The organism is Citrobacter sp. Res13-Sevr-PEB04-36 (assembly GCF_015672735.1).
In the GTDB taxonomy this organism is placed as follows: Bacteria; Pseudomonadota; Gammaproteobacteria; order Enterobacterales; family Enterobacteriaceae; genus Citrobacter.
This window is the reverse complement of sequence record NZ_JADABY010000037.1, coordinates 35,541-62,044: the sequence shown is the minus strand read 5'-3', so window position 1 is coordinate 62,044 and position 26,504 is coordinate 35,541. Positions and strand designations below refer to the sequence as shown.

The 26,504-nt window shown below is 54.9% G+C and carries 16 protein-coding genes, 2 tRNA genes and 1 other RNA gene; 7 read left to right on the top strand and 12 right to left on the bottom strand.

Annotation, left to right across the window (positions count from 1 at the left end; all coding sequences use genetic code 11):
• Window positions 1-26: 26 nt before the first annotated feature.
• The 3 genes from galU to rssA all read right to left on the bottom strand — a co-directional run bounded on the left by galU (window position 27) and on the right by rssA (window position 3,148).
• Window positions 27-935, bottom strand: a complete 909-nt coding sequence (gene galU / locus IMQ48_RS10635; RefSeq protein WP_096756793.1) for a UTP--glucose-1-phosphate uridylyltransferase GalU — start codon at window positions 933-935, stop codon at window positions 27-29.
• Between the two features lie 203 nt (window positions 936-1,138).
• On the bottom strand, window positions 1,139-2,152 hold the full coding sequence (gene rssB / locus IMQ48_RS10630) for a two-component system response regulator RssB (RefSeq protein ID WP_196209001.1): 1,014 nt from the start codon (window positions 2,150-2,152) through the stop codon (window positions 1,139-1,141).
• A gap of 90 nt (window positions 2,153-2,242) precedes the next feature.
• Window positions 2,243-3,148: a patatin-like phospholipase RssA gene (gene rssA, locus IMQ48_RS10625; RefSeq protein WP_196209000.1), complete on the bottom strand. Its 906-nt coding sequence runs from the start codon at window positions 3,146-3,148 to the stop codon at window positions 2,243-2,245.
• Between the two features lie 111 nt (window positions 3,149-3,259).
• Between rssA and IMQ48_RS10620 the strand changes: the two genes are divergently transcribed.
• From IMQ48_RS10620 to IMQ48_RS10600, 5 genes are all read left to right on the top strand, one after another.
• Window positions 3,260-3,715, top strand: coding sequence for a YchJ family protein (locus IMQ48_RS10620; RefSeq protein ID WP_196208999.1), 456 nt, complete (start codon window positions 3,260-3,262; stop codon window positions 3,713-3,715).
• A 54-nt stretch (window positions 3,716-3,769) separates the two neighbouring features.
• Window positions 3,770-4,612 (top strand): formyltetrahydrofolate deformylase, encoded by an 843-nt coding sequence (purU, locus tag IMQ48_RS10615; RefSeq protein WP_045443630.1) that lies wholly within the window; start codon window positions 3,770-3,772, stop codon window positions 4,610-4,612.
• Between the two features lie 166 nt (window positions 4,613-4,778).
• Window positions 4,779-4,919: non-coding RNA, RtT sRNA (locus tag IMQ48_RS10610), on the top strand.
• Between the two features lie 30 nt (window positions 4,920-4,949).
• A tRNA-Tyr gene (locus IMQ48_RS10605) sits at window positions 4,950-5,034 on the top strand.
• A 37-nt stretch (window positions 5,035-5,071) separates the two neighbouring features.
• Window positions 5,072-5,156 (top strand) — tRNA-Tyr (locus IMQ48_RS10600).
• A 50-nt stretch (window positions 5,157-5,206) separates the two neighbouring features.
• Here the strand turns inward: IMQ48_RS10600 and IMQ48_RS10595 are convergent.
• The 6 genes from IMQ48_RS10595 to IMQ48_RS10570 all read right to left on the bottom strand — a co-directional run bounded on the left by IMQ48_RS10595 (window position 5,207) and on the right by IMQ48_RS10570 (window position 15,545).
• Entirely contained in the window at window positions 5,207-6,736 is a 1,530-nt protein-coding gene (locus IMQ48_RS10595) for a tetratricopeptide repeat protein (RefSeq protein WP_196208998.1), read from the bottom strand.
• A 238-nt stretch (window positions 6,737-6,974) separates the two neighbouring features.
• On the bottom strand, window positions 6,975-7,652 hold the full coding sequence (gene narI, locus IMQ48_RS10590; RefSeq protein WP_196208997.1) for a respiratory nitrate reductase subunit gamma: 678 nt from the start codon (window positions 7,650-7,652) through the stop codon (window positions 6,975-6,977).
• Window positions 7,652-8,362, bottom strand: a complete 711-nt coding sequence (narJ, locus tag IMQ48_RS10585; RefSeq protein ID WP_196208996.1) for a nitrate reductase molybdenum cofactor assembly chaperone — start codon at window positions 8,360-8,362, stop codon at window positions 7,652-7,654. Before narJ ends, narI begins: the two co-directional genes overlap by 1 nt.
• Window positions 8,359-9,897, bottom strand: a complete 1,539-nt coding sequence (gene narH / locus IMQ48_RS10580; protein ID WP_196208995.1) for a nitrate reductase subunit beta — start codon at window positions 9,895-9,897, stop codon at window positions 8,359-8,361. The genes narJ and narH overlap by 4 nt, the downstream gene beginning before the upstream one ends.
• On the bottom strand, window positions 9,894-13,637 hold the full coding sequence (locus tag IMQ48_RS10575; RefSeq protein WP_196208994.1) for a nitrate reductase subunit alpha: 3,744 nt from the start codon (window positions 13,635-13,637) through the stop codon (window positions 9,894-9,896). Before IMQ48_RS10575 ends, narH begins: the two co-directional genes overlap by 4 nt.
• A 516-nt stretch (window positions 13,638-14,153) precedes the next feature.
• Window positions 14,154-15,545 (bottom strand): NarK family nitrate/nitrite MFS transporter, encoded by a 1,392-nt coding sequence (locus IMQ48_RS10570; protein ID WP_196208993.1) that lies wholly within the window; start codon window positions 15,543-15,545, stop codon window positions 14,154-14,156.
• A 340-nt stretch (window positions 15,546-15,885) separates the two neighbouring features.
• Between IMQ48_RS10570 and narX the strand changes: the two genes are divergently transcribed.
• Both narX and narL read left to right on the top strand, forming a co-directional pair.
• Entirely contained in the window at window positions 15,886-17,682 is a 1,797-nt protein-coding gene (gene narX, locus IMQ48_RS10565) for a nitrate/nitrite two-component system sensor histidine kinase NarX (RefSeq protein ID WP_196208992.1), read from the top strand.
• Entirely contained in the window at window positions 17,675-18,325 is a 651-nt protein-coding gene (gene narL / locus IMQ48_RS10560; protein ID WP_003020756.1) for a two-component system response regulator NarL, read from the top strand. The genes narX and narL overlap by 8 nt, the downstream gene beginning before the upstream one ends.
• Before the next feature lie 19 nt (window positions 18,326-18,344).
• On the opposite strand, the gene IMQ48_RS10555 is transcribed toward narL, so the two are convergent.
• From IMQ48_RS10555 to nirB, 3 genes are all read right to left on the bottom strand, one after another.
• Window positions 18,345-19,730 carry a YchO/YchP family invasin gene (locus IMQ48_RS10555; protein WP_196208991.1) on the bottom strand — a complete coding sequence of 462 codons (1,386 nt, stop codon included), beginning with the start codon at window positions 19,728-19,730 and terminating at the stop codon, window positions 18,345-18,347.
• 103 nt (window positions 19,731-19,833) lie between these two features.
• On the bottom strand, window positions 19,834-22,434 hold the full coding sequence (locus tag IMQ48_RS10550; protein ID WP_196208990.1) for a nitrate reductase: 2,601 nt from the start codon (window positions 22,432-22,434) through the stop codon (window positions 19,834-19,836).
• Window positions 22,431-26,498 carry a nitrite reductase large subunit NirB gene (nirB, locus tag IMQ48_RS10545; RefSeq protein ID WP_196208989.1) on the bottom strand — a complete coding sequence of 1,356 codons (4,068 nt, stop codon included), beginning with the start codon at window positions 26,496-26,498 and terminating at the stop codon, window positions 22,431-22,433. The genes IMQ48_RS10550 and nirB overlap by 4 nt, the downstream gene beginning before the upstream one ends.
• Between the last annotated feature and the right edge of the window lie 6 nt (window positions 26,499-26,504).

Sequence of the window (26,504 nt, the reverse complement as noted above, 5' to 3'; positions counted from 1 at the left end):
GTTGTGTGCAGATTAATAACGAGATGTTACTTTTTAATACCCATTTCGTCTTCAAGCCAGGCTTTAAATTCTGCGCCAAGGGTATTATGACGAATACCATATTCGACGAACGCCTGCATATAACCCAGCTTATTACCACAATCATGGCTTTTGCCCTTCATGTGATACGCTTCAACCGTTTCTTTTTCAATCAACATATCGATTGCATCGGTCAGCTGAATTTCGTCACCCGCGCCCGGAGGCGTTTTTGCCAGCAGAGGCCAGATATCTGCGCTCAGAACATAACGACCTACAACAGCAAGATTAGATGGCGCGACGTCGGCTTTCGGCTTTTCAACAACACCAACCATCGGTACGCTTTCACCCGGCGCTAATTCAACACCCTTACAATCCACAACACCGTAAGCGGTCACATCTTCTACAGGTTCCACCATAATTTGGCTGCTGCCCGTTTCATCAAAGCGACTAATCATTTCAGCGAGGTTATCGCGGGATAAATCAGATTCGTATTCGTCCAGAATAACATCCGGCAGGATGACCGCTACGGGTTCATCACCAACAACCGGGTGCGCGCACAATACAGCGTGTCCCAGACCTTTTGCCAGCCCCTGGCGTACCTGCATAATTGTCACATGCGGAGGGCAAATAGATTGCACTTCTTCCAGCAGCTGGCGCTTAACACGTTTTTCCAGCATAGCTTCAAGTTCAAAGCTGGTATCAAAGTGGTTTTCAATAGAATTTTTAGACGAGTGAGTCACAAGGACAATTTCAGTGATACCCGCAGCAATACATTCGTTGACGACGTATTGAATTAATGGTTTATCAACCAGCGGTAACATCTCTTTAGGAATTGCCTTGGTCGCCGGTAACATCCTGGTTCCTAATCCCGCTACAGGGATAACGGCTTTTTTGACTTTCGAATTAAGGGCAGCCATTTAAAACTCTCCTGGACTGTTCATGTATTGAACGTGTTCATCAATCTGTATCGCATCCGAGTATATCAGTACCGCGACAAGCTTCAGGTCTGAAAAGGACGCGCGTCATTATAATTAAGATAAATACGAATAAATCTGGCGCTGATAGTAGCACTCCAAAAGACAGGGATGTGAAGCAATTTCGTCCCCTGCCTCTCAATTGTTCATTCCGCAGACAACATCAGGCGCAGGCGACCTCCAGCCCCCCAAATTTGGCACTGCCAGGACTCGCAGCGGTGGCTTAGCTGGTTAAGGTATGTGTTCCCCAATGTTCCCAACGGGACGCCATTGCTGATTTGCACATTGTGGCTGCCGGTATTTAAGGTCGCGTTCAGACCAGCAGAGACCAGGACCAGGTTTTTTAATCCGCTATGGTAGTACCCTACCAGCAGCGGGAACTGTCCAGGAAGATTGGCTTGTCGTAGCAGATGGTTAACCTGTTTCAGGAGTGCGCCGAGCTCCGGCAACCGTTGATTCTGATGTGCCAGTTGCTCTTGTAGCAGCCCATTAAACAGCGCCCGCAGCAACAGCGCCGCCAGCACACCATTATCCCCTGCCCGCGTCACATCAAGACAATAGAAGGCAAGATCATTTTCTGACAGCGGCGCAATATCGAGTACCAGACCCGGTTGATCGGCCGCAACCAGTTGGCGGTAGTTAATGCGACAATGCGAAATAACCTGTTGAACCGGCGGCTGCAACTCTTGCAGCAGTTTTGCCGCAGCGGCGGGGTCGCCAACCATGGCATCCCAGTCACGAAATAACCGCTCCTCTTCTTCAACGCGAGAGTTAAACATGTTGGGATAGAGGCACGCAAAAACCGTTTCTCGCAGCCGGTTGAGGTCTTTCACCGGCTTCAACAGTACGTCATCAACGCCGAGGCGAAGCGCTTTGGCAATATCGGACATATTTTCTGTCGCGGAGATAACTAAGATTGGTGTCCGATCGCCACGGTTACGCAGGTATTCAACCAGTTTGAGACCGTTCATTCTCGGCATCGCAAGGTCGCAGATCATCAGATCGGGTGTAAAGCGCCCCAATAATTCCAGCGCATCAAGCCCATCGCTCGCTACAGCTGTTGTCGCTCCCAAAGAGGAAAACCAAGAATCCAGAAGTGAGCGAAATACAGGCTCATCTTCAACAATAAGAATCTGTTTTCCGACCAATGGCTGCGTCATATTCTCCCCCCTGACTGGCTTTAATCAATAGTGGCATGCTATTGCTACTCACGCCTGTCAGAATTGACTTAAGTGTTGATAAAAAATGCGTTAGACGTTGGTCTTCACCAGTGGCAGCAACTCATCCATTTTTTTCTCTACCGCAAGCTGCCCGGCAGCGATCGCCGCGCCGGCACGGTGAAAGTCCAGCGTGGATATTTGCGGACAAAATGGTTGAATCAGAATGTCTGGCGGGTCGCCGGCCATACGATTACGTTTAAGCCGGTTTTCCAACACCTGAATAGAGGTGGTCATAATCTCCATCGCCGTCGGCGCAGTGACGGTTCGTCGGGCGGTAATGTTGCTCAGCCGCTCTTTCAGACGCGCATGCCAGGAAAGCTCATCATCGCTCGACTCAGTATCATTGCTGACGTTAAAGGAAAGCAGATCTTGTTGCATGAGGTGGGCATCATGTTGCAGGTCAACTGCAATGACGATGTCGGCGCCCAGCGCGCGCGTCAGCGAGACCGGCACAGGGTTAACCACCGCGCCATCAACCAGCCAGTAGCCATTATGCGCAACGGGTGACATCAGACCAGGGATACTGCAGGAAGCCCGGACAGCAAGGTGTAAATCACCTTCGGTAAACCACAGCTCGCGACCTGTGCTCAGATTCGTGGCAACGGTAGCAAAGCGACGTTGGCATTGTTCGATTGACGCCACAGGCATGACATTACGGTATTGATTAAACACGCGTTCACCGCGCAGCAATCCGCCTCTGCGCCAGGAGAGATCCATCAGACGTAATACATCCCAATAGCTGAACGAGCAGACCCATTGTTCGAGGGCAGGTAATTTATTGCAGGCATAGGCGGCACCAACCAACGAGCCGATAGAACACCCTGCAACTATATCAATATCAATGCCCATGTGTTTCAGGGCCTTAATCACACCAATATGCGACCAGCCGCGCGCCGCGCCGGAACCTAGCGCCAGCCCAATTTTTATTTTTCTCATTGTACCTACAGACTTCCCCTGGCTTGCAGACGTAGCAACATCACTACGGCTCAGTTAACATAGTGCCACCGTGGCGTTTTTACGCCGTATTTTTATTCCAGGGAGTATTTTGTGTCTCAGCTTTGTCCCTGTGGTAGCGCTGTCGAGTATAGCCTATGTTGCTACCGTTATGTGTCTGGCGCGCAAGTAGCACCTACGCCGTCACACCTCATGCGTTCTCGCTACTGTGCTTTTGTGATGAAAGACGCAGATTACCTGATTAAGACCTGGCATCCCGACTGTCATGCTGCTGCGTTTCGCGATGATATTAGCGCGGGATTTGCCAACACCGAATGGCTCGGACTTACCGTTTTTGAACAGACGACGTCGGAAACAGAAAATACCGGCTATGTCAGCTTTGTGGCACGTTTTTCCGAACAGGGGAAAACAGGGGCCATTATCGAGCGCTCTCGTTTTTTAAAAGAAAACGGCCAGTGGTATTATATTGATGGTACGCGCCCACAAATTGGCCGTAACGATCCCTGCCCTTGCGGGTCAGGTAAAAAATTTAAAAAGTGCTGCGGCTAACCCACGCCCGACAGCATCTATTACGCAAACATTTTCAACAGGAATACCCCGGCAATGCATTCACAACAACGTAAAGTTCTACGCACTATCTGCCCCGACCAAAAAGGTTTGATCGCACGCATCACCAATATTTGCTACAAGCATGAACTGAACATCGTGCAAAACAACGAGTTTGTTGACCACCGTACCGGGCGCTTTTTTATGCGTACGGAACTGGAAGGCATTTTTAATGATGTCACGTTGCTGACCGATCTGGACAGCGCCCTGCCTGAAGGATCCATTCGCGAACTTACGCCAGCAGGCCGTCGCCGTATCGTTATTTTAGTCACCAAGGAAGCGCATTGTCTGGGTGATTTGTTAATGAAAGCCAATTATGGCGGGCTCGATGTTGAAATTGCGGCGGTTATCGGCAACCACGACACGCTGCGCTCGCTGGTTGAACGTTTTGATATTCCTTTTGAGCTGGTCAGCCACGAAGGATTAACACGCGAAGAGCACGACCAAAAAATGGCCGATGCTATTGATGCCCACCAGCCGGATTATGTGGTACTGGCGAAATATATGCGTGTCTTGACCCCAGAATTTGTTTCACGCTTCCCGAATAAGATTATTAATATTCACCACTCGTTCCTGCCTGCCTTTATTGGTGCACGTCCGTACCACCAGGCTTATGAGCGTGGCGTTAAGATAATCGGTGCGACGGCTCACTATGTGAATGATAACCTCGACGAAGGTCCAATCATCATGCAGGACGTGATTCACGTGGATCACACCTATACCGCAGAAGATATGATGCGAGCAGGCCGCGACGTAGAAAAGAATGTTTTAAGCCGTGCGCTGTATCAGGTTCTGGCCCAGCGAGTCTTTGTTTACGGTAACCGAACGATTATTCTGTAATCACCAATAATATGAATTGATTAGCTTTACTGCGTTACGGATGAAAAACACGCAAACGATCTACGTTAAGCAAAGGAATGCTTTACAGCGGCGCGTCATTTGATATGATGCGCCCCGCTTCCCAAGGAAGCAGGCCAGTAAAAGCATTGCCCCGTGGTGGGGTTCCCGAGCGATCATAAGGGAGTTGACTGCAAATCTGCCGTCATCGACTTCAAGGTTCGACTCGAGCGATAGTGAGAGAACGTTGCCGCAGGCAACGGCCCGAAGGGTGAGGAGCTTTAGCTCCGAATAATCCTTCCCACTATAGAATGCGAGCAGCATAATGAATTTACCCCGTGGTGGGGTTCCCGAGCGGCCAAAGGGAGCAGACTGTAAATCTGCCGTCATCGACTTCGAAGGTTCGAATCCTTCCCCCACCACCATTCATTCTGGTAAGTTCTCAATAATAAGTATACCCCTGGTGGGGTTCCCGAGCGGCCAAAGGGAGCAGACTGTAAATCTGCCGTCATCGACTTCGAAGGTTCGAATCCTTCCCCCACCACCATCTTCTCCTGTAACACCTCAGTTCAATCAATCTTCATCTTGGTTATCTTATCAATACTTCTTCCTGGTGGTATTTTTCGCCGCCTCTGACTGTTCAATTTTTCGCCTAATGAGATCAATGGCGGCATATGTCTCGTCAAGTTGAGCTGGCGTAAGCGTTTCCTTGAGTCGGTCTCTTTCGGCTATGAGCGCTAAACATTCATCCTCAGATTTTCTCGTATACAGACTGGCCCTGTCATACCAGATATAAGCCAGCTTATTATCTTTAGGTACACCCTGTCGCCCATGGGAATAAATTTCCCCAAGCGCTAATTGTGCCGGAGCAAACCCCTGCTCTGCCGCTTTAAGGTACCACTTCAGCGCATTCTGGCTATTTTTAGACACGCCTTTTCCCGTACTGTATGCCACGCCAAGCTGATATTGCGCTTGTGCAAAATCATGTTTTGCCGCTTTCCGATACCATGCGATAGCCTGTCTGTCGCTTTGCACGACGCCGCGGCCAAAGGCAGACATGATGCCAAGATGCGTTTGCGCAGCAGGCAGTCCCTGCCGCGCGGCTTTGCGATACCACGTCAGCGCCTGTTGGTCGTCCTGAGAAACGCCCTCGCCCTGCATAAACATCACGCCGATCGCATCCTGTGCCTCGGCCAATCCCTGCGCTGCAGCTTTGCGATACCACTCCAGCGCCAGGTTGTGATCTTTCGATAAGTGATAACCGTTGTAATACCATACGCCAAAATTATACTGCACCTTTGCCATCACGCGTTTCGCTGTTTTTCGATACCACGTCTGAGAGTAAACCTGGTCAGCGGGATGCGCTTTATCATAGAGCGCATTCAGCGGAATGTGTCCTGTCGTATAGCTGCCTGGTATACCTTCATTAAGCCAGTAAACTGCCTGACGATAATCCTGAGGCACGCCTTCACCATAAAAATAAGCGACGCCAAGATAAAGTTGCGCGGGGTCGTACATATTTTCCGCCGCTTTATGCATCCAGCTTGCCGTTTGTTGATAATCCTGATGAACGCCCTGTCCATGGGCATACATCACGCCAATCTTGTATTGGGCGCTTGAACCAGAGCCTCGATGACGAGTAACACCCGCGTCGTTGGTTGGCGATGCGGCTTTGCGATACCACTCCAGCGCTAGCGGGATATTGTAGGGAAGACCATCACCGTACAAATAGGCATCGCCTAATATTTCTTGCGTAGAACTATCCCCCAACTCTGCCGCCTTGCGATACCACTTCAGCGCTTGCTGTTTATCAAGAGGAAAGTTTTTACCATAATTGTAATGATAGCCAATGACGAAATAGGAAAAATCAGATCCTTGTTTACCCGCTTTCTCCAGCCATTTTATGGCTAGTCTATAATCAGGCCTAACATAGCGACCATCCGCATACCAGTCTCCAAGCGAGAACTGCGCACTTTCATCTCCTTGCTCCGCTTTTTGCTCTAATTCCTGAACGTACTGGCATTCTTCCGAGTCGGGAGGATAGCGCTCCTCACAGACAGCAGCATGAACCATTTTTGGAATTAATATATTTAATATTATTATCTTGAAAATTAATGAAAAACGCATACAACAATCCCTATTGTCGTTTATGGCGTTATTCTATGCTGCATCATCTTTTTTCTGCATACAAAAAACTCGACAGGGGCGGAAAAAACCAGAAATAGAGAGTACGGATTCAGATGTCAGGCATCGCAGACCAGCGGTAAACCGGTTCGGGGCCGAATAAGGCATTTACGCTGCCGTTCGGCAAACAGCCATAAAAAAACCCCGCCGAAGCAGGGTTTACAATGATGTAGAGAGTCGATTAGTGACGCGCGCGAACAATCTGGTACTTGCGGGTCAAATACTCGACCGGCACGCTCCAGATGTGCACCAGACGCGAGAACGGGAACAGCAGGAACAGCGTCATACCGAGCACCAGGTGCATACGGAAGATAAACGCTACGCCATCCAGGTACTGGGACGCGCCGCTGTGAAAGGTCACCACGGACTGTGCCCAGTTCACCAGCTTCATCATCTCGCTTCCGTCCATATGCTGGGCGGAGAACGGAATAGTCAGCAGGCCCAGCGCACACTGGATAACCAGAATGGACAGCACCAGAATATCCGCACCAGTTGTGGTGGCACGCACGCGTGGACTGAACAGACGGCGTTTAAGCAGCAATACACCACCGACCAGACACATCACGCCAGACGCACCGCCCGCAAACATTGCCATCTTCTGTTTCACTTCCAGCGGCAGCCACGCTTCGTACATCCAGTGCGGCGTTAACATACCCAGGAAGTGGCCGGCGAAAATACCCAATATCCCGATATGGAACAGGTTTGACGCCATGTTCATCCCTTTACGATCCAGCATCTGGCTGGATGCTGCACGCCAGGTGTACTGCCCGTAGTCATAGCGCAGCCAGCTGCCAATCAGGAAGACAGAACCCGCAATGTACGGATAAATGTCAAAGAAGAACGTATTCAGGAAGTGCATTATTGCTGTCCTCCGGTGGTGATATTCAGATACTGCGGCGCAACGGCCCCGGCAAAACGACGCTGGTGAGCGGAAATCTCAGATTCGCCGCAACCCTGATCAGCAAAGAATTTCACCTGCTCTTCTTCCCAGACCGCGTCCAGCGCCTGCGGGGTATCATCGCGAACTTCATCCGCAATTTTCTCCGCCACTTTGTCGCTGTCGATAGCGGCATTCGCCAGTTTCAACAGCAGGTCGAACAGCACGGCGTAGCGACTTTCACGCTGTTGCAGACGCGCACTGAGCAGGGCCAGAATCGGGGCGATATCCTGCAAACCGCCAAGCGCCTCCTCCTTCGGCAACTGCGCCAGATATTCCAGGTACAGCGGCAGATGGTCCGGCAATTCGCGGCTGTCAAGCTGTAAACCGTGCTGCTCGTACTGTGCCATCAGATCAACCATCGCCTGGCCGCGATCGCGGGATTCACCATGCACATGTTCAAATAGCAGCAGCGAGGTTGCGCGGCCACGGTCGAACAGTTCACTGTAGCTGGACTGCGCATCCAGCATGTCTTGCGCAGTTAAATCGCGCAGGAAGACGCCCAGAGTCTGGGCATCCTCTTTGTTCAGGTTTTCAGATGACGCGAGTGCATCGAAAAGTTCCTGCTGATGCTGCCACAGGGCAGCATCCGGGTACTCGAGCAGACGCGAAACAATGACAAGTTCAATCATTGGTGCGGCTCCGTTTTGCTGGTCACATCGACAGCATCGATGCGGCGGCTATTGAACAGATTGAATTTGGTGTCTGAACCATGGCAACCGTCACCGAAGGTAAAGCCACAACTGTTTTTCTCCGGGAACGCTTCACGCGCCAGCTCACGATGGCTGCTCGGCACCACGAAACGATCTTCGTAGTTTGCAATGGCCAGGTAGCGATACATTTCCTGTGCCTGTGCTTCAGTCAGTCCAACTTCTTCCAGCGCACGGGTGTCCACTTTACCGTCAACGGTTTCCGCACGTTTAAAGTGACGCATTGCCAGCATGCGTTTCAGCGCCAGTACCACTGGCTGGGTATCCCCTGCGGTCAGCAGGTTCGCCAGGTACTGAACCGGAATACGCAGGCTTTCCACGTCCGGCAGAATACCGTTGCTACCCAGTTCACCTGCATCAGCCGCAGACTGAATCGGTGACAAAGGCGGAACATACCAAACCATTGGCAGCGTGCGGTATTCCGGGTGCAGAGGCAGCGCCAGCTTCCAGTCCATCGCCATTTTGTACACCGGAGACTGCTGGGCCGCGTCGATCACGCTCAGCGGGATACCGTCTTTCAGTGCCTGCTCAATGACCGCCGGGTCGTTCGGATCGAGGAACACGTCCAGCTGACGCTGGTACAGATCTTTCTCGTTCTCGGTACTTGCCGCGCTTTCAATGGCGTCAGCGTCATACAGCAGTACGCCGAGGTAACGGATACGACCGACGCAGGTTTCGGAGCACACGGTCGGCTGACCGGCTTCGATACGCGGATAGCAGAAGACACACTTCTCTGACTTACCGCTCTTCCAGTTGAAGTAGATTTTCTTGTACGGGCAACCGGTAATACACATACGCCAGCCGCGGCATTTGTCCTGGTCGATCAGCACGATGCCATCTTCTTCACGCTTGTAGATGGCACCGCTTGGGCAGGTCGCCACGCACGCCGGGTTAAGACAGTGCTCACACAGACGCGGCAAATACATCATGAAGGTATTTTCGAACTGGCCGTACATCGCCTTCTGCATGTTCTCAAAGTTTTTGTCTTTCGACAGCTTCTCGAACTCACCGCCCAGGTCGTCTTCCCAGTTCGGACCCTTGGTTATCTTGTCCATACGCTTGCCGGTGATCAGCGAGCGTGGACGTGCAATCGGCTGCGCTTTGCTGTCAGCCGGTGCGTTGTGCAGCGTCTGGTAATCGAAGTCAAACGGCTCGTAGTAATCATCGATACCCGGCAGATGCGGGTTAGCGAAGATTTTACCCAGCAGCAGCGCTTTGTTACCCATGCGCGGCACCAGCTTACCGTTGATCTTGCGGATCCAACCGCCCTTCCATTTTTCCTGGTTTTCCCAGTCGGTCGGGAAACCGGTACCCGGCTTAGTTTCAACGTTGTTGAACCAGGCGTACTCGGTCCCTTCGCGGCTGGTCCAGACGTTTTTGCAGGTTACTGAACAGGTGTGGCAACCGATGCACTTATCGAGATTCAGCACCATGCCGACTTGTGAACGAATTTTCATTTTACGCTCTCCTGTACCTGGTCATTGCCTTCGCCATCCAACCAGTCAATGTTCTTCATCTTACGGACCACCACGAATTCATCACGGTTTGACCCTACGGTGCCGTAGTAGTTAAAGCCGTAGGCCAGGTGGGCATAACCACCAATCATGTGCGTCGGTTTCGGCGTAATACGGGTCACCGAGTTATGGATCCCACCGCGTTGCTCGGTAATTTCCGACCCAGGAATATTCACAATACGTTCCTGGGCGTGATACATCATGGTCATCCCGGCCGGGACACGCTGGCTCACAACCGCACGGGCAGTGAGCGCCCCGTTGCTGTTAAAGACTTCGATCCAGTCGTTATCTTCGATACCCAGATCTTTCGCATCGGCTTCACTCATCCACACGATCGGACCGCCGCGACCTAACGTCAGCATCAGCAGGTTGTCGCTGTAGGTGGAGTGGATACCCCACTTCTGGTGTGGCGTCAGGAAGTTGAGCGCTTTTTCCGGATTACCGTTGGATTTCTCGCCCATCACCTCTTTCACCGAACGGGTGTCGATTGGCGGACGATAAACCAGCAGGCTTTCACCAAAGTCGCGCATCCACTGATGATCCTGATACAGCTGCTGACGACCGGTCAGCGTACGCCATGGGATCAGCTCGTGAACGTTGGTGTAACCGGCGTTGTAAGAAACATGTTCATCTTCCAGGCCAGACCAGGTCGGGCTGGAGATAATTTTGCGCGGCTGGGCCTGAATATCGCGGAAGCGAATTTTCTCGTCTTCTTTATTCAGCGCCAGATGCGTATGGTCACGGCCGGTAAATTCACTCAGCGCAGCCCAGGCTTTCACCGCCACCTGACCGTTGGTTTCCGGTGCCAGGGTGAGGATCATCTCCGCAGCATCAATCGCCGTATTCAGCATCGGCTGGCCTTTAGCCGGGCCTTCGGCCTTGGTGTAGTTGAGCTTACGCAGCAGGTCCATTTCGCTCTGGGTGTTCCAGGCAATCCCTTTCCCGCCGTTACCGACTTTATCCATCAGTGGGCCGATGGAGGTAAAGCGTTCGTAGGTTGCCGGGTAATCACGTTCAACGGTCATGATGTGCGGAGCAGTAACGCCTGGGATCAGGTCGCATTCGCCTTTTTTCCAGTCCTTCACGTCCAGCGGCTGCGCCAGTTCAGCAGCGGAATCATGCTGGATAGGCAGCGTCACCACGTCGGTTTCTTTACCGAGGTGACCGACGCAGACTTCAGAGAATTTCTTGGCGATGGCTTTGTAAATCTCCCAGTCGCTTTTCGATTCCCAGGCCGGATCAACAGCGGCAGACAGCGGATGAATAAACGGATGCATGTCCGACGTATTCATGTCGTCTTTTTCATACCAGGTGGCAGTCGGCAGCACGATGTCGGAATACAGACAGGTGCTCGACAGGCGGAAGTCCAGCGTCACCACCAGATCCAGCTTGCCATCAAGACCGTTGTCCTGCCATTCCACTTCTTCTGGCTTCACACCGCCCTGTTTGCCCAGATCCATCCCCTGAATACCGTGTTCAGTACCCAGCAGATACTTCAGCATGTACTCATGACCTTTACCGGACGAGCCCAGCAGGTTAGAACGCCAGATGAACAGGTTACGCGGATGGTTTTTACCGTTTTCAGGTTGTTCTGCCGCAAAGCGAATAGAACCCTCTTTCAACGATTTCACGGTGTAATCCACCGGAGTCATCCCGGCTTTCTCCGCCTCACGGGCAATGTACAGCGGGTTGGTGCCCAACTGCGGCGCAGATGGCAACCAGCCCATACGTTCAGCGCGCACGTTAAAGTCGATCAAATGGCCGCTATAGCGGGACTTGTCCGCCATCGGCGACAGCAGTTCCTGCGCAGTCACCGTCTCATAACGCCACTGACTGGAGTGGTTATAGAAGTAGGAGGTGCTGTTCATGTGACGTGCCGGACGCTGCCAGTCAAGGCCAAATGCCAGCGGCTGCCAGCCGGTCTGCGGACGCAGTTTTTCCTGACCCACATAGTGTGCCCAACCGCCGCCGCTCTGACCAACGCAGCCGCAGAACACCAGCATGTTGATCAGCCCGCGATAGTTCATATCGAGGTGATACCAGTGGTTCAAACCGGCACCGACGATAATCATTGAACGACCATGCGTTTTGTCGGCGTTATCGGCAAATTCACGGGCGATGCGCACGATTTGAGCGCGTGATACACCGGTAATTTTTTCTGCCCATGCCGGGGTATATGCTTTGATGTCATCGTAGCTGGTGGCGCAGTTTTCATCGTTCAGGCCGCGTTCCAGACCGTAGTTGGCCATGGTCAGGTCATAAACAGTGGTCACCAGCGCGGTAGAACCGTCCGCCAGTTGCAGGCGTTTTACCGGCAGTTTGTGCAACAGAACGTTTTCCAGTTCGACTTTATTGAAGTGCTCGGTGCCTTCGCCGCCAAAGTACGGGAAGCCGACTTCGGCGATGTCATCCTGGCTACCCAGCAGGCTGAGCTGCAGTTCGGTTTCTTTACCGGACGTGCCGTCACGCTGCTCAAGGTTCCACTTACCTTTTTCGCCCCAACGGAAACCAATCGAACCGTTTGGCGCGACCATCTCGCCGTCGGTATTGACGGCAACGGTTTTCCACTCTGGGTTATTTTCCTGGCCCAAAGAATCGACCAGATCGGCGGCGCGCAGCATACGACCCGCCGCATAGTATCCGTCACGCTCTTCGAGCATCACCAACATCGGGAAGTCGGTGTAGCGACGCACATAGTCGGTGAAGTACTGGCTTGGGTTATCGAGGTGGAACTCACGCAGCATGACGTGGCCCATTGCCAGCGCCATCGCGGCATCGGTGCCCTGCTTCGGTGCCAGCCACAGATCGCACAGTTTGGCGATTTCGGCGTAGTCCGGAGTGATCGCGACCGTTTTGGTCCCTTTGTAGCGAACTTCAGTGAAGAAGTGAGCATCCGGGGTACGGGTCTGCGGAACGTTGGAACCCCAGGCAATGATGTAGCTTGAGTTGTACCAATCAGCGGATTCAGGAACGTCGGTCTGCTCACCCCAGGTCTGCGGAGACGCAGGCGGCAGGTCACAGTACCAGTCGTAGAAGCTCAGGCAGGTACCGCCAATCAGGGACAGGTAACGTGCGCCGGAGGCGTAGGAAACCATCGACATCGCCGGGATCGGCGAGAAGCCTGCCACGCGGTCAGGGCCGTAGGTTTTGACGGTGTAAACGTTAGAAGCGGCAATCAGCTCATTCACTTCCTGCCAGGAAGAACGGACAAAACCACCACGACCGCGCGCTTGCTTGAAGCTTTTTGCTTTATCGGCGTCTTCGATGATGGAGGCCCATGCGTCTACCGGATCGCTGTGCAGTCTTTTCGCTTCACGCCACATTTTCATCAGACGTTTGCGCATCAGCGGGTATTTCAGGCGGTTAGCGCTGTAGAGATACCAGGAGTAGCTCGCACCGCGCGGGCAGCCGCGTGGTTCGTGGTTTGGCAGGTCTGGACGGGTGCGTGGGTAGTCGGTTTGCTGGGTTTCCCAGGTCACCAGACCATTTTTCACGTAGATTTTCCAGCTGCATGAGCCGGTGCAGTTTACCCCATGAGTTGATCGCACGACTTTGTCATGCTGCCAACGCTGGCGGTATCCATCCTCCCAGTCCCGGTTGGTATTGAGAAGCTGGCCGTGCCCATCGGCAAAGGTTTCGCCCTTCTGCTTGAAGTAGCGAAACCGGTCCAGGAATTTACTCATCGGTTGTCTCCTGTAGGAGCCTGACGGCTCTCTGATAAATCGACATTGCTTGATTGCCTGCGAAGGTAACGCTATGAAAGCGCGTAGGAATTGATAACGATCAAGGCTGGCAGGGATGGGTAAGAGAGGTTAAATTTTATATACCCCCTAAGTAGGATGCCGTTAAAATCAACAACAAATTGATTTTAAAGGATATTTTTAAAAACACCCATCATGCAAATGTTAAATTCTTTATAAGTGGGTATTAAGGGGTATCCCCCCTGGCAAGCCTATTACGCGCGCCATTCTGACAAACGGTTTATCCCTGCAAATATTTAAGTATGTTGTAACTAATATCAGATAAAAAAAAGCGCGGTCTAACACCGCGCAATGGATAATCAACCTACACTTCATCTTTCAAACTGCGTCTGCGTTGGCTGTGCTCATTCTCCCCAGCCGCTGTACTTGAGTAAGCTGCCGGGGATTTATCACTTGCCGCCTTGATGCCGTTAGAATGACTTTGTGTATACTACTTTTTTATTTTTTAGAATGACGTCCGTATACCACCCAGGTGATGACCACGCAGGCGACATAGAAGATCAGGAACACTTTCATCGCATCCACCGGCGAACCGGTTAATGCCAGCGACGTACCAAACGCTTTAGGAATAAAGAAGCCGCCAATCGCGCCGATGGCTGAGATAAAGCCCAGTGCCGCCGCCGTGTCGGTTGCCGCTTCACGCATCGCTTTCTCTTCGGTTCCACCTTCAGCTTTCACTCGGTCCATCGTCAGCTTACGGAAGATAACGGAGATCATCTGGAAGGTAGAACCACTACCCAGCCCGGCCGTCAGGAACAGCGCCAGGAACACCGCAAAGAAGGCGATAAAGTTGCCGCCCTCGCCGTTTGTTGGCAGCGTCAGGAACAGCAAGGCGCTGAAAATGGCCATCAGGACAAAGTTCACCAACGTCACGCGCGTCCCGCCCAGTCGGTCTGAAATTGCCCCACCGGCAGAACGGGCCAGGGCGCCAATCAGTGGACCAAAGAAAGCGTAATGCAGGATCTGGACTTCAGGAAACTGTGTTTTAGACAGCATCGCGAAACCGGCAGAGAACCCGATGAAGGAGCCGAAGGTCGCCAGATACAGCAGGCTCATAATCCACAGATGTCCACGTTTGAGCACCGGCAACTGCTCTTTCAGTGACGCTTTAGACGTCGCCAGTTCGTTCATACCAAACCACGCTGCCAGCGTCAGCACCGCCAGGAACGGTACCCAAATCCACGCGGCGTTAGCCAGATACAGCTGCGTGCCATCCGGTTGTTCAACGCCTTGGCTACCAAATGCCGCGAAGATGGACAAGGATACCACCAGCGGCGCAACCAGCTGCATCACGCTGACGCCCATGTTACCCAAACCACCGTTCAGACCCAGCGCACCGCCCTGTTTCTGTTTCGGGAAGAAAAAGCTGATGTTCGCCATGCTGGAAGCAAAGTTTGCTCCGGCAAAACCGCACAGCAAAGAGATGATAATAAAGGTGCTAAACGGCGTGGTGGTATCCTGCACCGCAAAACCTAACCACACGCAAGGAATAATCAGGATACCGGTGCTGAATGCCGTCCAACGGCGTCCGCCAAACAGGGGAACCATAAAGGAGTACGGAACACGCAGCAGCGCACCGGAGACTGACGGTAACGCTGTCAGCATGAACAGCTGCTCAGTGGTGAAGTCGAAACCGACCTTCGGTAAATTTACCGCCACGGCGCTAAATAACATCCATACACAAAACGCCAGCAGCAGACAAGGGACGGAAATCCACAGGTTGCGGCTGGCAATACGATGACCTTTTTGCTGCCAGAAGACGGGATCTTCCGGCCGCCATTCTGTAATTACAGATCCAGATGCCCTTTCCGGGGCAGATGAGTGACTCATAGACACCTCTGATACTTGTTTCGATGCCTGCAACATTAGGGTTTACAGCGGGGGGTAAGTTGATATAAATCAAAGGAAAAGGTGTCATTATTATTGCTTAAAATTTATCATTACCCCAAATGAGTACACAACATCGGTAAAAAAGGTCTGGTTTTTCACGCTTCTGTCGCGCCCTACTCCCCTCAGTCAGGAATCTCTCCCACCCATGGCAATTAAGGGGTAGCCCGTTTGAGGTATGGGTATACTCCAGTCTATAGCTGAGAATAACGCCACTGCCTGCAGCAGAATCGTCATTCAATAAGGATTTCGGTGCAACGAAATCCTGAAGGAAGAAGTCACCATGTTCAAACGTTGTCTCTCTCCGCTTACGCTGGTCAACCAGGTGGCGCTGATTGTTTTACTGTCCACCGCACTCGGCGTGGCGGGTATGGCCGTTTCCGGCTGGCTGGTTCAGGGCGTACAGGGCAGCGCGCATGCAATCAATAAAGCCGGCTCCCTGCGTATGCAGAGCTACCGTCTGCTGGCGGCAGTTCCGCTGGATGCCAATGACCAGCCCCTGCTGGAAGAGATGGAAAGAACGGCCTTCAGCCCGGAACTAACGCGCGCCGCTAAGCGTGATGGACAACAGGCACAGCTGAAGGCGTTACAAGATTACTGGCATACCGAACTGGCACCAGGGTTATCACATGCACAAAACGCGGATGCCGTTGCCGAGGACGTTACGCAGTTTGTGGCGGGACTGGATAAGCTGGTGACCGCCTTTGATCACACCACGGAATTGCGTATTGAACGCGTGGTGATGCTGCACCGCCTGATGGCCGTGTTTATGGCTCTGCTGCTGGTCTTTACCATTATCTGGTTGCGCGTCCGTCTGCTGGAGCCGTGGAAACAGCTGCTATCGATGGCGCGAGCCGTTAGCCAGCGTGATTTTACCCAACGCGCACGCATCAGCGGGCGTAATGAAATGGCGGCCCTGGGCTCGGCGCTGAACAATATGTCAGAAGAGCTGGCCGAAAGTTACGCGGTACTGGAACAGCGGGTGCAAGAGAAAACAGCCGGTCTGGAACATAAAAACCAGATCCTCTCTTTCCTGTGGCAAGCTAACCGCCGCCTGCACTCTCAGGTACCGCTGTGTGAACGTCTTTCCCCGGTGCTCAACGGACTACAAAATTTAACGCTGTTGCATGATATCGAACTGCGGGTGTACGACCTGGAAGATGAAGATAATCACCAGGAGTTTACTTGTCAGTCCAACGTCAGCTGTGATGAAAAAGGGTGTCATCTATGCCCACGCGGTACGCTGCCCGCCATTGAAGGCGGTATCACACTGAAATGGCGACTGACCGATGCGCATACTCAGTATGGTATTCTGCTGGCCACGTTGCCGCACGGACGTCATCTTAGCCACGACCAGCAGCAACTGGTTGATACCCTGGTTGAGCAACTGACCGCGACGCTGGCGCTGGACAGGCACCAGGAGCGACAGCAGCAGTTGATTGTGATGGAAGAGCGTGCCACCATTGCACGTGAACTGCATGATTCTATTGCACAATCACTTTCCTGTATGAAGATGCAGGTCAGCTGTTTGCAGATGCAAGGCGAGACGCTGCCGGAAAACTGCCGCGATCTGCTGGGTCAAATTCGTAACGAATTGAACACGTCCTGGGTGCAGTTGCGTGAGCTGTTAACCACCTTCCGTTTACAGTTAACGGAGCCTGGATTGCGCCCGGCGCTGGAAGCCAGCTGCCAGGAATACAGCGCCCGATTTGGTTTTACGGTGAAGCTGGATTACCAGCTGCCACCGCGTCTGGTGCCCTCGCACCAGGCTATTCACCTGTTGCAAATTGCCCGTGAAGCCCTGAGTAATGCCCTGAAACACTCTCACGCCGATAACGTTGTGGTGACGGTGGTGCAAAATGGCAAGCAGGTCAAACTGACAGTGCAAGATAACGGCTGCGGCGTACCGGAAAACGCCGAACGCAGTAACCACTACGGCATGATTATTATGCGCGATCGTGCGCAGAGCTTGCGCGGCGATTGCCGTGTACGCCGTCGCGAGACTGGCGGTACTGAAGTTGCTGTCACTTTTATTCCCGAAACAAACTTCACAGAAGTCCAAGGAGATACCCATGAGTAATCTGGAACCGGCAACCATCCTGTTGATCGACGATCATCCGATGTTGCGAACCGGTGTAAAACAGCTTGTCAGCATGGCGCCCGATATTACCGTGGTCGGCGAAGCCAGTAATGGCGAGCAGGGTATCGAGCTGGCTGAATCTCTTGACCCTGATCTGATCCTGTTGGATCTCAATATGCCCGGTATGAACGGTCTGGAAACGCTCGATAAGCTGCGCGAAAAATCCCTGTCCGGCCGCATCGTAGTATTCAGCGTCTCCAATCATGAAGAAGACGTGGTCACCGCCCTGAAACGCGGCGCGGATGGTTATTTGTTGAAAGACATGGAACCGGAAGATTTGCTGAAGGCATTACAGCAAGCAGCCGCCGGTGAAATGGTGCTCAGCGAAGCCTTAACACCCGTACTGGCCGCCAGCCTGCGTGCTAATCGTGCCACCTCAGACCGCGATGTCACCCAGCTCACGCCGCGCGAACGCGATATCCTGAAACTGATTGCCCAGGGCCTGCCTAACAAGATGATTGCCCGCCGTCTGGACATCACCGAAAGTACGGTCAAAGTCCACGTGAAGCATATGCTGAAGAAAATGAAGCTCAAATCACGCGTAGAAGCCGCGGTATGGGTGCATCAGGAACGCATTTTCTAATTTTGTATGCTGCTTATCGTCAACGAGGATCATTTTCCGACACCGCGCTAAACGGTTCGGTCAGTGATAGCGTGATCTCATTGGAAGAGACACGCTGACCCTGTTCGTCTTCCACCACCACCGACAGCCGCCAGCGGTTTGTTGCCCCGTCACTGCTGTCCCACTTTGGCATAATAATCGTCCAGCCTTCTGCACTCCGGGTGGTAGTTCCCGCCGTCAAACTCAGCGCTTGCGTATCCCCCTGCCACGTCAGGTGGCGAATACCGTGCAGACTGCGCACCTCCAGCTTCAGCGCCACCGACTCGCCAGGCGTGAGATCCCACGGCGGAGTTGCCAGAAACACAGCCAGGGTTTTGCGCTGGCGATATTCCATCGTCGGCAGATTGTTACGCTGTGGTAAGTCATAACGACTCCCGCGCAGGGACTGACTGTCTGCCACTTCGCTGACCATCAACTGTTTTTTTAACGGCACGCCAAAGCGATAGTTAAGCTTTACACCGACGCTGTTCTGGCTGACCCCGCTTTCACCCTGCTTATGCTGCGCGGTCACCGTCACCAGCGGCACCGGCGTGTAGCTCAGCCCCAGCTTGACCGCCACCGGGTTGTGGTAGCCGGTTCCGGAATGAAACAGATCGACCTGGTCGCCAAAGTATTGCTCCACGCTAACGCTGGTATTGAGATGTTCATAAAACGGGACCCGCATCAGTGCAGTAAGGTCGTATCCCCGCGCCATGCGCTGCACCTGCGTCGCAGAACGTTCCTGCCAGGACGAGAACGGCTGATAATAATTGGCGGATAAGCGCAGATACTCGCCCCACGCTTCGGCACCCACGCCACCGCGCGGCAGGTTTTCATCCAGCAGAGTGTCATAAAAGGTGTTGTAACCTAACAACCAGCCGTTGCGTACCCAGCGCTGCCCGATGCCCAGATTACTGACCAGCCCCTCATCTTGCTGAGTTATCCCCATCTGGCTCCAGGTCAGGTAGCGTTGATTATCCTGCCAGGGAATAAACCAGCTTCCCCGGCTGCCGGTAAAGCTACCCTCGTTATCCACCTGTAGCCCAACGCTGGCATTGCCCCAGGGAGAAAGCAACGACTCCAGCTGTTGATTCACCTGCTCGCTGACCGTGTCACGCACCTGGCCAAACGCAAACTGCTTCGCCTGCTCACCGGTATCAAGACCATTATCGGTCATGCTGGCTTCGCCAAACGCTTTGACCATTTCGGCAAAATGCTTTTCACCGGCCCGGGACTCCGCCGCCATGCCAAGATCGGGCAAGCCATCATGATTGTTGTCAAACGGGTTGGCGGCCTGCTGGATAAACGAAGACTGCGCGCTGGCAGTACCGCCTGCCAGCGGCAAGAGTAGGAGGAAACTACGTGTACAACTGAAAAAACGGCTCAAATCGTCGGTGGCTTTTACATCATTAAAGTCAGGTCTCTCGACCGTTAACCATACCTTTCAGGCCGGCAATTTGCAGCCTTTTCTCAAATTTTCAGGAATATCCTTACTCTTTAAGCGTTAGCGTTTGTTTCAGTAAAGCACGCAACTCCGGGATGCACGACCCGCAGTTGCTGCCGCAGCGCAGCTTTTGCCCCAGAGTCTGAACCGAATGGCAACCGTCGGTGATCGCCCGGACGATCGCCGTTTCGCCTACGCTGAAACAGCTGCACACTATCGCCCCCTCGTCAGGCGCTATACCTGCGGGTTTGCCGCTCAGCAGCGCATGACGTATTTCAGCATTGTCTGGCGCTCGCGCAAACGCGGCGAGAATAGTGACGGTGTCAATCTCAGGCTGCGTCGCCGCCGACCAGAATCCCAGCATCAGTTGCCCTTCCCGCCAGGCCAGAATATTCAGCCCCTGGCCCCAGTGCGCCTGCTGGATTTGCCAGCCTTGTGCCATGCAGTACTGGCATAGCCAGCTGGCGAATTCCCTGTCACCCGCCAAGGTATAGCGAAAAACCGTATCCGCCGCTTTGCGCCACCAATGGACAAAACCGGGCAGTGTTAATTGATGGCGGCTAAACATCTCCCCCTGCCATTGCGGCTGCCAGGGCATGATACGCACCGCCGTCTGTTTACTTTCTGGCTGTCCGGAATGGGGATCGCACACCGGTGCGACCAGCGCGTTTACCCGGCCCTGACGGGCAAAGCTGTTGTTCCAGTGCATTGAGGTAAACGCGCTGCCCGCCCGCTGACCTGGCTGGATTGCCACCCTGCCCACCATCAGCCCGCGCGGGGAACTGATACGACACAGCGCTCCCCCGGTCAGTTGAAATCGTACGGCGTCCTCGGGTGACACCTCGACCAGCGGTTCGCTGATGTGCTGCATCAGGCGTGAAACGGTGCCGGTGCGGGTCATGGTGTGCCACTGGTCACGGATACGCCCGCTGTTTAACACCAGCGGATAAAGCGCATCGCAGGCGGTGGTCATCCCCTGCGGTGTAACCGGCACCAGCCGCAAACGCTGGTTAGCGTGCCAGCCCTGCCAGAGGTTTAGCGGCGCTACGCGTCGACTGACCGGCCAGCGAACCGGGGTCATGTCTTCCCACTGCGCGTGCGTCATATCGGCCAGGGCACCAATATCAAAGGCGCGCTCGCCGTTATTTTCAAAACCGGAAAGCGCCGCATGTTCACAGAAGACCTCCCACGCGCTTTGCCAGCTAAACGCCCCGGCATACCCCAGCTGTTTAGCCATCTGGGCGATAATCCACCAGTCCGCACGTGCCTCACCGGGGGAGGACAAAAAGGCGCGCTGGCGAGAAATGCGCCGCTCTGAATTGGTCACCGTGCCATTCTTCTCTCCCCAGGCCTGCGCCGGAAAGCGAATGTGGGCATAGCGACTGGTATCAGTATCGGCCACTACCTCGGAGACAATGACCAGCGGGCAGGCTGCCAGCGCCTGACACACGGCATGGCTGTCCGGGAGCGATACTGCCGGGTTAGTCCCCATGATCCACACCGCTTTGATCTGGCCGCTGCCAATAGCCTCGAACAGCTCGACCGCCATCAACCCCGGCGTTTGCGCCAGCCGCTCAGCGCCCCAGAAACGGGCCACGCGCGACAGGTCCTGCGGGTCAAAACTCATCTGTGCCGCCAGCTGCGTCGCCAGCCCGCCCACCTCGCGACCGCCCATCGCGTTTGGCTGTCCGGTCAGCGAAAATGGCCCGCACCCGGCGCGGGCGTATTTGCCGCTGGCCAGGTGGACGTTGATGATCGCATTGCATTTATCGCTGCCGCTGGCGGACTGGTTAATGCCCATGGTGTACAGCGTGACGGCCTTTGGCGCATGCATAAACGTGTCATAAAACGCGGTGACTTCCGCCACCTCCAGCCCGCAAAACTGCGCCACCCGCGCCACGTCCCAGTCACGCGCGATAGCCAGCGTTTCCGTTTCCCCGTCAAAATCGCCCAGCGCTGCACCGTCGGTGGCTATTCGGTTGAGTAAACCCACGAACAGCCCACCGTCGCTGCCGGGCAGCAGCGGCAAATGCAGATCCGCAATATCACAGGTGGCAGTACGCCGGGGATCGATAACCACCACCTTCAACAATGGATTGGTTTGTCGCGCCTGCACCAGCCGCTGGTACAGCACTGGATGCGTCCACGCAGCATTCGATCCCACCAGCACCACCAGATCGCTACACTCGATATCTTCATAGCTGCAGGGCACCACGTCGGCACCCAGCGCCCGCTTATAACCGGTCACCGCCGACGACATGCAAAGCCGCGAGTTGGTATCGATATTGGCCGCACCGATAAAACCTTTCATCAGCTTGTTGGCCGCGTAGTAATCTTCCGTCAGTAGCTGACCGGAAGCGTAAAAGGCCACCGCCTGCGAGCCGTGCTGGGCGATAATGCTGCGCAGACGCGTACCTGCGGTTTCCAGCGCCTGCGACCAACTGACCTTCGCCCCGTCAACCGTCGGCTGTAACAATCTGCCGCTCAGCCCGGTAGTTTCCGCCAGCGCCGCGCCTTTGACGCACAGGCGGCCAAAGTTTGCCGGATGGTCAGGATCGCCCCGGACGCTAACGCCTTTTTCGCTCACCTGGGCGATCACCCCGCAGCCGACGCCGCAGTAGGGACATGTGGTACGTATCTCACTCATGAAGCCTCCGCGCGCAGAATCAATGCCTGATTGCCCACCCACACTTTTCCATCCACCACTTTCACTGGCCAGGCGCGTACCGCCTGCTCGCCGCTGTCAACCTGGCGACCATCGCGCAGGCGAATGCGCTGTTTATACAGCGGCGAGATAACAACAGGCTCACCGGCCACATCCCCCAAAATGCCGCGCGAAAGTACCTGAGCTTCACTGCCGGGTTCACGATTATCCAGCGCATAAATCGACTGACCAAAACGGAAGAGCGCGATTTGCAGGTCACCCAGTAGGGCACCAATCCCTGCCTGTTCCGGGATCGCCTCAAGCGGGCAGATAGCCTGCCAGGGTTTCACCGGCAATGTCTCACGAGCATGATGTACAAGGGGGGCCAACTGCGGCTGGTCGCGCAAGGTTTGACGCGCGATGGCGTCATCCGGGGCATCGCTGTTGACGTAAGAGCGAAACAGCGCCAGACGTTGCGGACTGCTGAGCGTGGTTTGCCACTCGCACTGGTAGCTTTCCACTACCCGCGCCATATCTTGTTCCAGTTCGCTGGCAATACCTAAGCTGTCGTCCATGATCACCTCGCGCAGGTAATCAATACCGCCTTCGAGATTGTCCATCCAGGTACTGGTGCGCTGCAGGCGGTCCGCAGTGCGGATGTAGAACATCAGGAAACGATCGATGGTCTGAATCAGCGTGGCGTCATCCAGATCGCTGGCAAACAGATCGGCATGGCGCGGCTTCATGCCGCCGTTGCCGCACAAATACAGGTTCCAGCCTTTATCCGTGGCAATGATGCCGACATCTTTCCCCTGGGCTTCGGCACACTCGCGGGTACAGCCGGAAACCGCCATTTTGATTTTGTGCGGCGCGCGCAGACCCTTGTAGCGGTTCTCCAGCGTGACTGCCAGTCCGGTTGAGTCCTGAACACCGTAGCGACACCAGGTTGAGCCGACGCAGGACTTCACCGTACGCAGCGACTTCCCGTAAGCGTGCCCGGTCTCGAACCCCGCCTCGACCAGCTCGCGCCAGATATCGGGCAACTGTTCAAGCCGCGCACCGAAGAGATCAACCCGCTGCCCGCCGGTAATTTTGCTGTACAACTGGTAGCGTTTAGCAATCTGACCAATGGCAATCAGACCATCCGGCGTCACTTCCCCCGCTGGCATGCGCGGAACCACCGAATACGATCCGTCTTTTTGAATATTGGCAAAATAGCGATCGTTCGTATCCTGCAACGGCAGATGCGCAGGTTTAAGCAGATACTCATTCCAACAGGAGGCCAGCACCGACCCCACCAGCGGTTTACAAATTTCACAGCCGTGCCCGTGTCCATAGCGGGCAATCAACTGTTCGAAGGTGTGAATATGATTCACCCGCACCAGGTGATAGATTTCCTGACGCGACCAGGGAAAGTGTTCACAGATATCCTTTTTGATCTCCACGCCCTGCGCGGCCAGCTGATGCTCCATCACCTGTTTGACCAGTGCGCTGCACCCGCCGCAGCCGGTTGCCGCTTTGGTACACTGTTTTATTGCACCGATATCCGTCGCCCCGGCGCTGACCGCCCGGCAGATATCGGCCTTGCTGACGTTATGACAAGAGCAAATTTGTGCAGTGTCAGGGAGTGCCGCCACCCCAGGCGCTTTCGGTGCGCCGCCCGCCACAGCAGGCAGGATCAGCGATTCCGGCTGCGCGGGCAGCGCCAGCCCGTTCAACATCATTTGCAGTAGCGTGGCGTAATCGCTGGCATCGCCCACCAACACGCCGCCCAGCAGCGTTTTGCCATCGGCGCTGACGACGATTTTCTTGTAGATTTGCTGCGGGCCGTGGGTCCACTGATAGCTTTGCGCCCCCGGCGTGCGCGCCTGCGCATCACCAAATGACGCCACATCAACGCCGAGCAGCTTGAGCTTAGTGCTCATGTCCGCCCCGCCAAAACTTGCCTCTTCCCCGGCCAGCCGCGCGGCGGCAACGCGCGCCATCTGATAGCCCGGCGCCACCAGTCCAAATATCCGCCCTTCCCACAGCGCGCACTCGCCAATGGCGTAAATGGCGTCATCTGACGTGCGGCAGTGGCTATCAATGCTTATTCCACCGCGATCGCCGAGGTGTAAGCCACTGCGGCGAGCCAGCGTATCCTGCGGGCGAATACCGGCGGAGAACACCACCAGATCGGTCTCCAGCCGCTCTCCGTCGGCAAAATGCAGCACCAGGCCGTCTGGCGTACGCTCAATTTCGCGGGTGGATTTTGCGGTATGCACCCCCACGCCCAACGCCTCAATTTTTTCGCGCAGCATAGCGGCGCCGGCATTATCCAGTTGCACCGCCATCAGGTTCGCGGCGAATTCAACGACATGGGTTTCCAGCCCAAGCTGGCGCAGCGCATTGGCCGCCTCCAGCCCAAGCAGCCCACCGCCAATCACCACCCCACGCCGGGCATTTTTTGCTTTTTCCGCAATGGCATCGAGATCGTCGAGCGTACGGTAAACAAAACAATCCGCGGAATCACCGCCTTTTACCGGCGGCACAAACGGGTACGATCCGGTGGCCAGCACCAGCGCATCCCAGTGGGTTTCATGGCCACTGGCAGTACGGATAACCCGTGCTTCACGGTCTATTTCCGTCACGCACTGCGCAAGTCGCAGCTCGATACCGTGACGCGCAAAGAAGTCCTCGTCCACCAGTGACAGAGACTGCGCGCTGCGCCCGGCGAAGTACTCGGAAAGATGTACCCGATCATAGGCGGCATAACGTTCTTCGCCGAACACCACGATGTGATACTGCATATGCAGGTTGCGGCTTACGCATTGCTCAAGAAAATGGTGGCCAACCATACCGTGTCCCACAACAGCCAGCGTCGGTTTTGTCATCGTCATCAGTCCTGCAGCCGGTGGCTGCGTATCAAAGCGGTCAAACAGCCAGGCGGAATTTGCCGTCGCGCGTGCGTCCAGCAAATCGGTGAGCGGCGCAGCGCTGCGGCAATTGCCCATTAACAGCACGCCATGGAGTTTTCCGTCGCGAATCAGCAGACGGCGGTAGTGTCCGCTGAGCGGATCCCAGCTACTCAACGCGGTATCCGTGGGTTCGGCGTCCGTTACCCCCGCGCTGAACAGTTCGATTCCCGTCACCTTCAGGCGCGTGCCGCGATCCTGCCAACGAAATCCCTCGCCGTTCTGGCCTGCCAGGCGTGCAGCCAGCACCTCGGCCTGCTGCAGGCACGGTGCCACCAGCCCCCAGGTCTGGCCGTTAATTTCACAACACTCGCCCACCGCGCTGATGCCTGCGACGGTGGTACGCAGTTGTGCGTCCACCACGATCCCCCGCTGGCAGCTCACACCGCTCTGCTGCGCCAGGTGGATATTGGGTTTGACGCCGGTCGCCATCACCACCCGCTGCGCGGCCAACTGCTCACCATCCAGCAATGTGACGCGCTCTCCCTCAATACACGTAATCCCGGAATTGAGTACGCAGCGAATACCGCGCGCTGTCAGCTGGGCCTGCAACAGATCGCTGGCCTGCCGATCCAGCTGGTGTTCCATCAGCCGTTCGGCGCGATGAATTAACGTGACGTTGTCACAGTCTAGCCGTAGCGCTGCCGCCGCCTCCACGCCGAGTACGCCGCCGCCAAGCACCACCACCGGGCCCGGTCGTTGCAAGATGGCCTCCACATCCGCCATCGTGCGAAACGCGTGCACATGTGCCTGCTCACCGCCGGGAATTGGCGGAATAAACGGCACCGAGCCGGTGGCAAAAACCAGCTCATCCCACTCAAGGATGCGCCTGGTGGTCGTCACCCGGCGGCACGCAGCATCAACGGCCAGCACGCGTTCCCCGCTCAGCACCGTCACGCCGTGGTCGGTATACCACTGGCGCGGATGAAGCAGCGTGTGGGCAAACGTCTTCTCCCCACCCAGCACCGGAGATAGCTGGATGCGGTTATAGGCCAGCTGCGGTTCCTCACCGATAAGCGTGATCGCGATGTCGCTGCGCTTGAACGCCAGCAGCGCCTCGGTCAGGCGCGTCGCCGCCATGCCGTGCCCCACAATGACCAGTCGTTGCGCCATATCGCC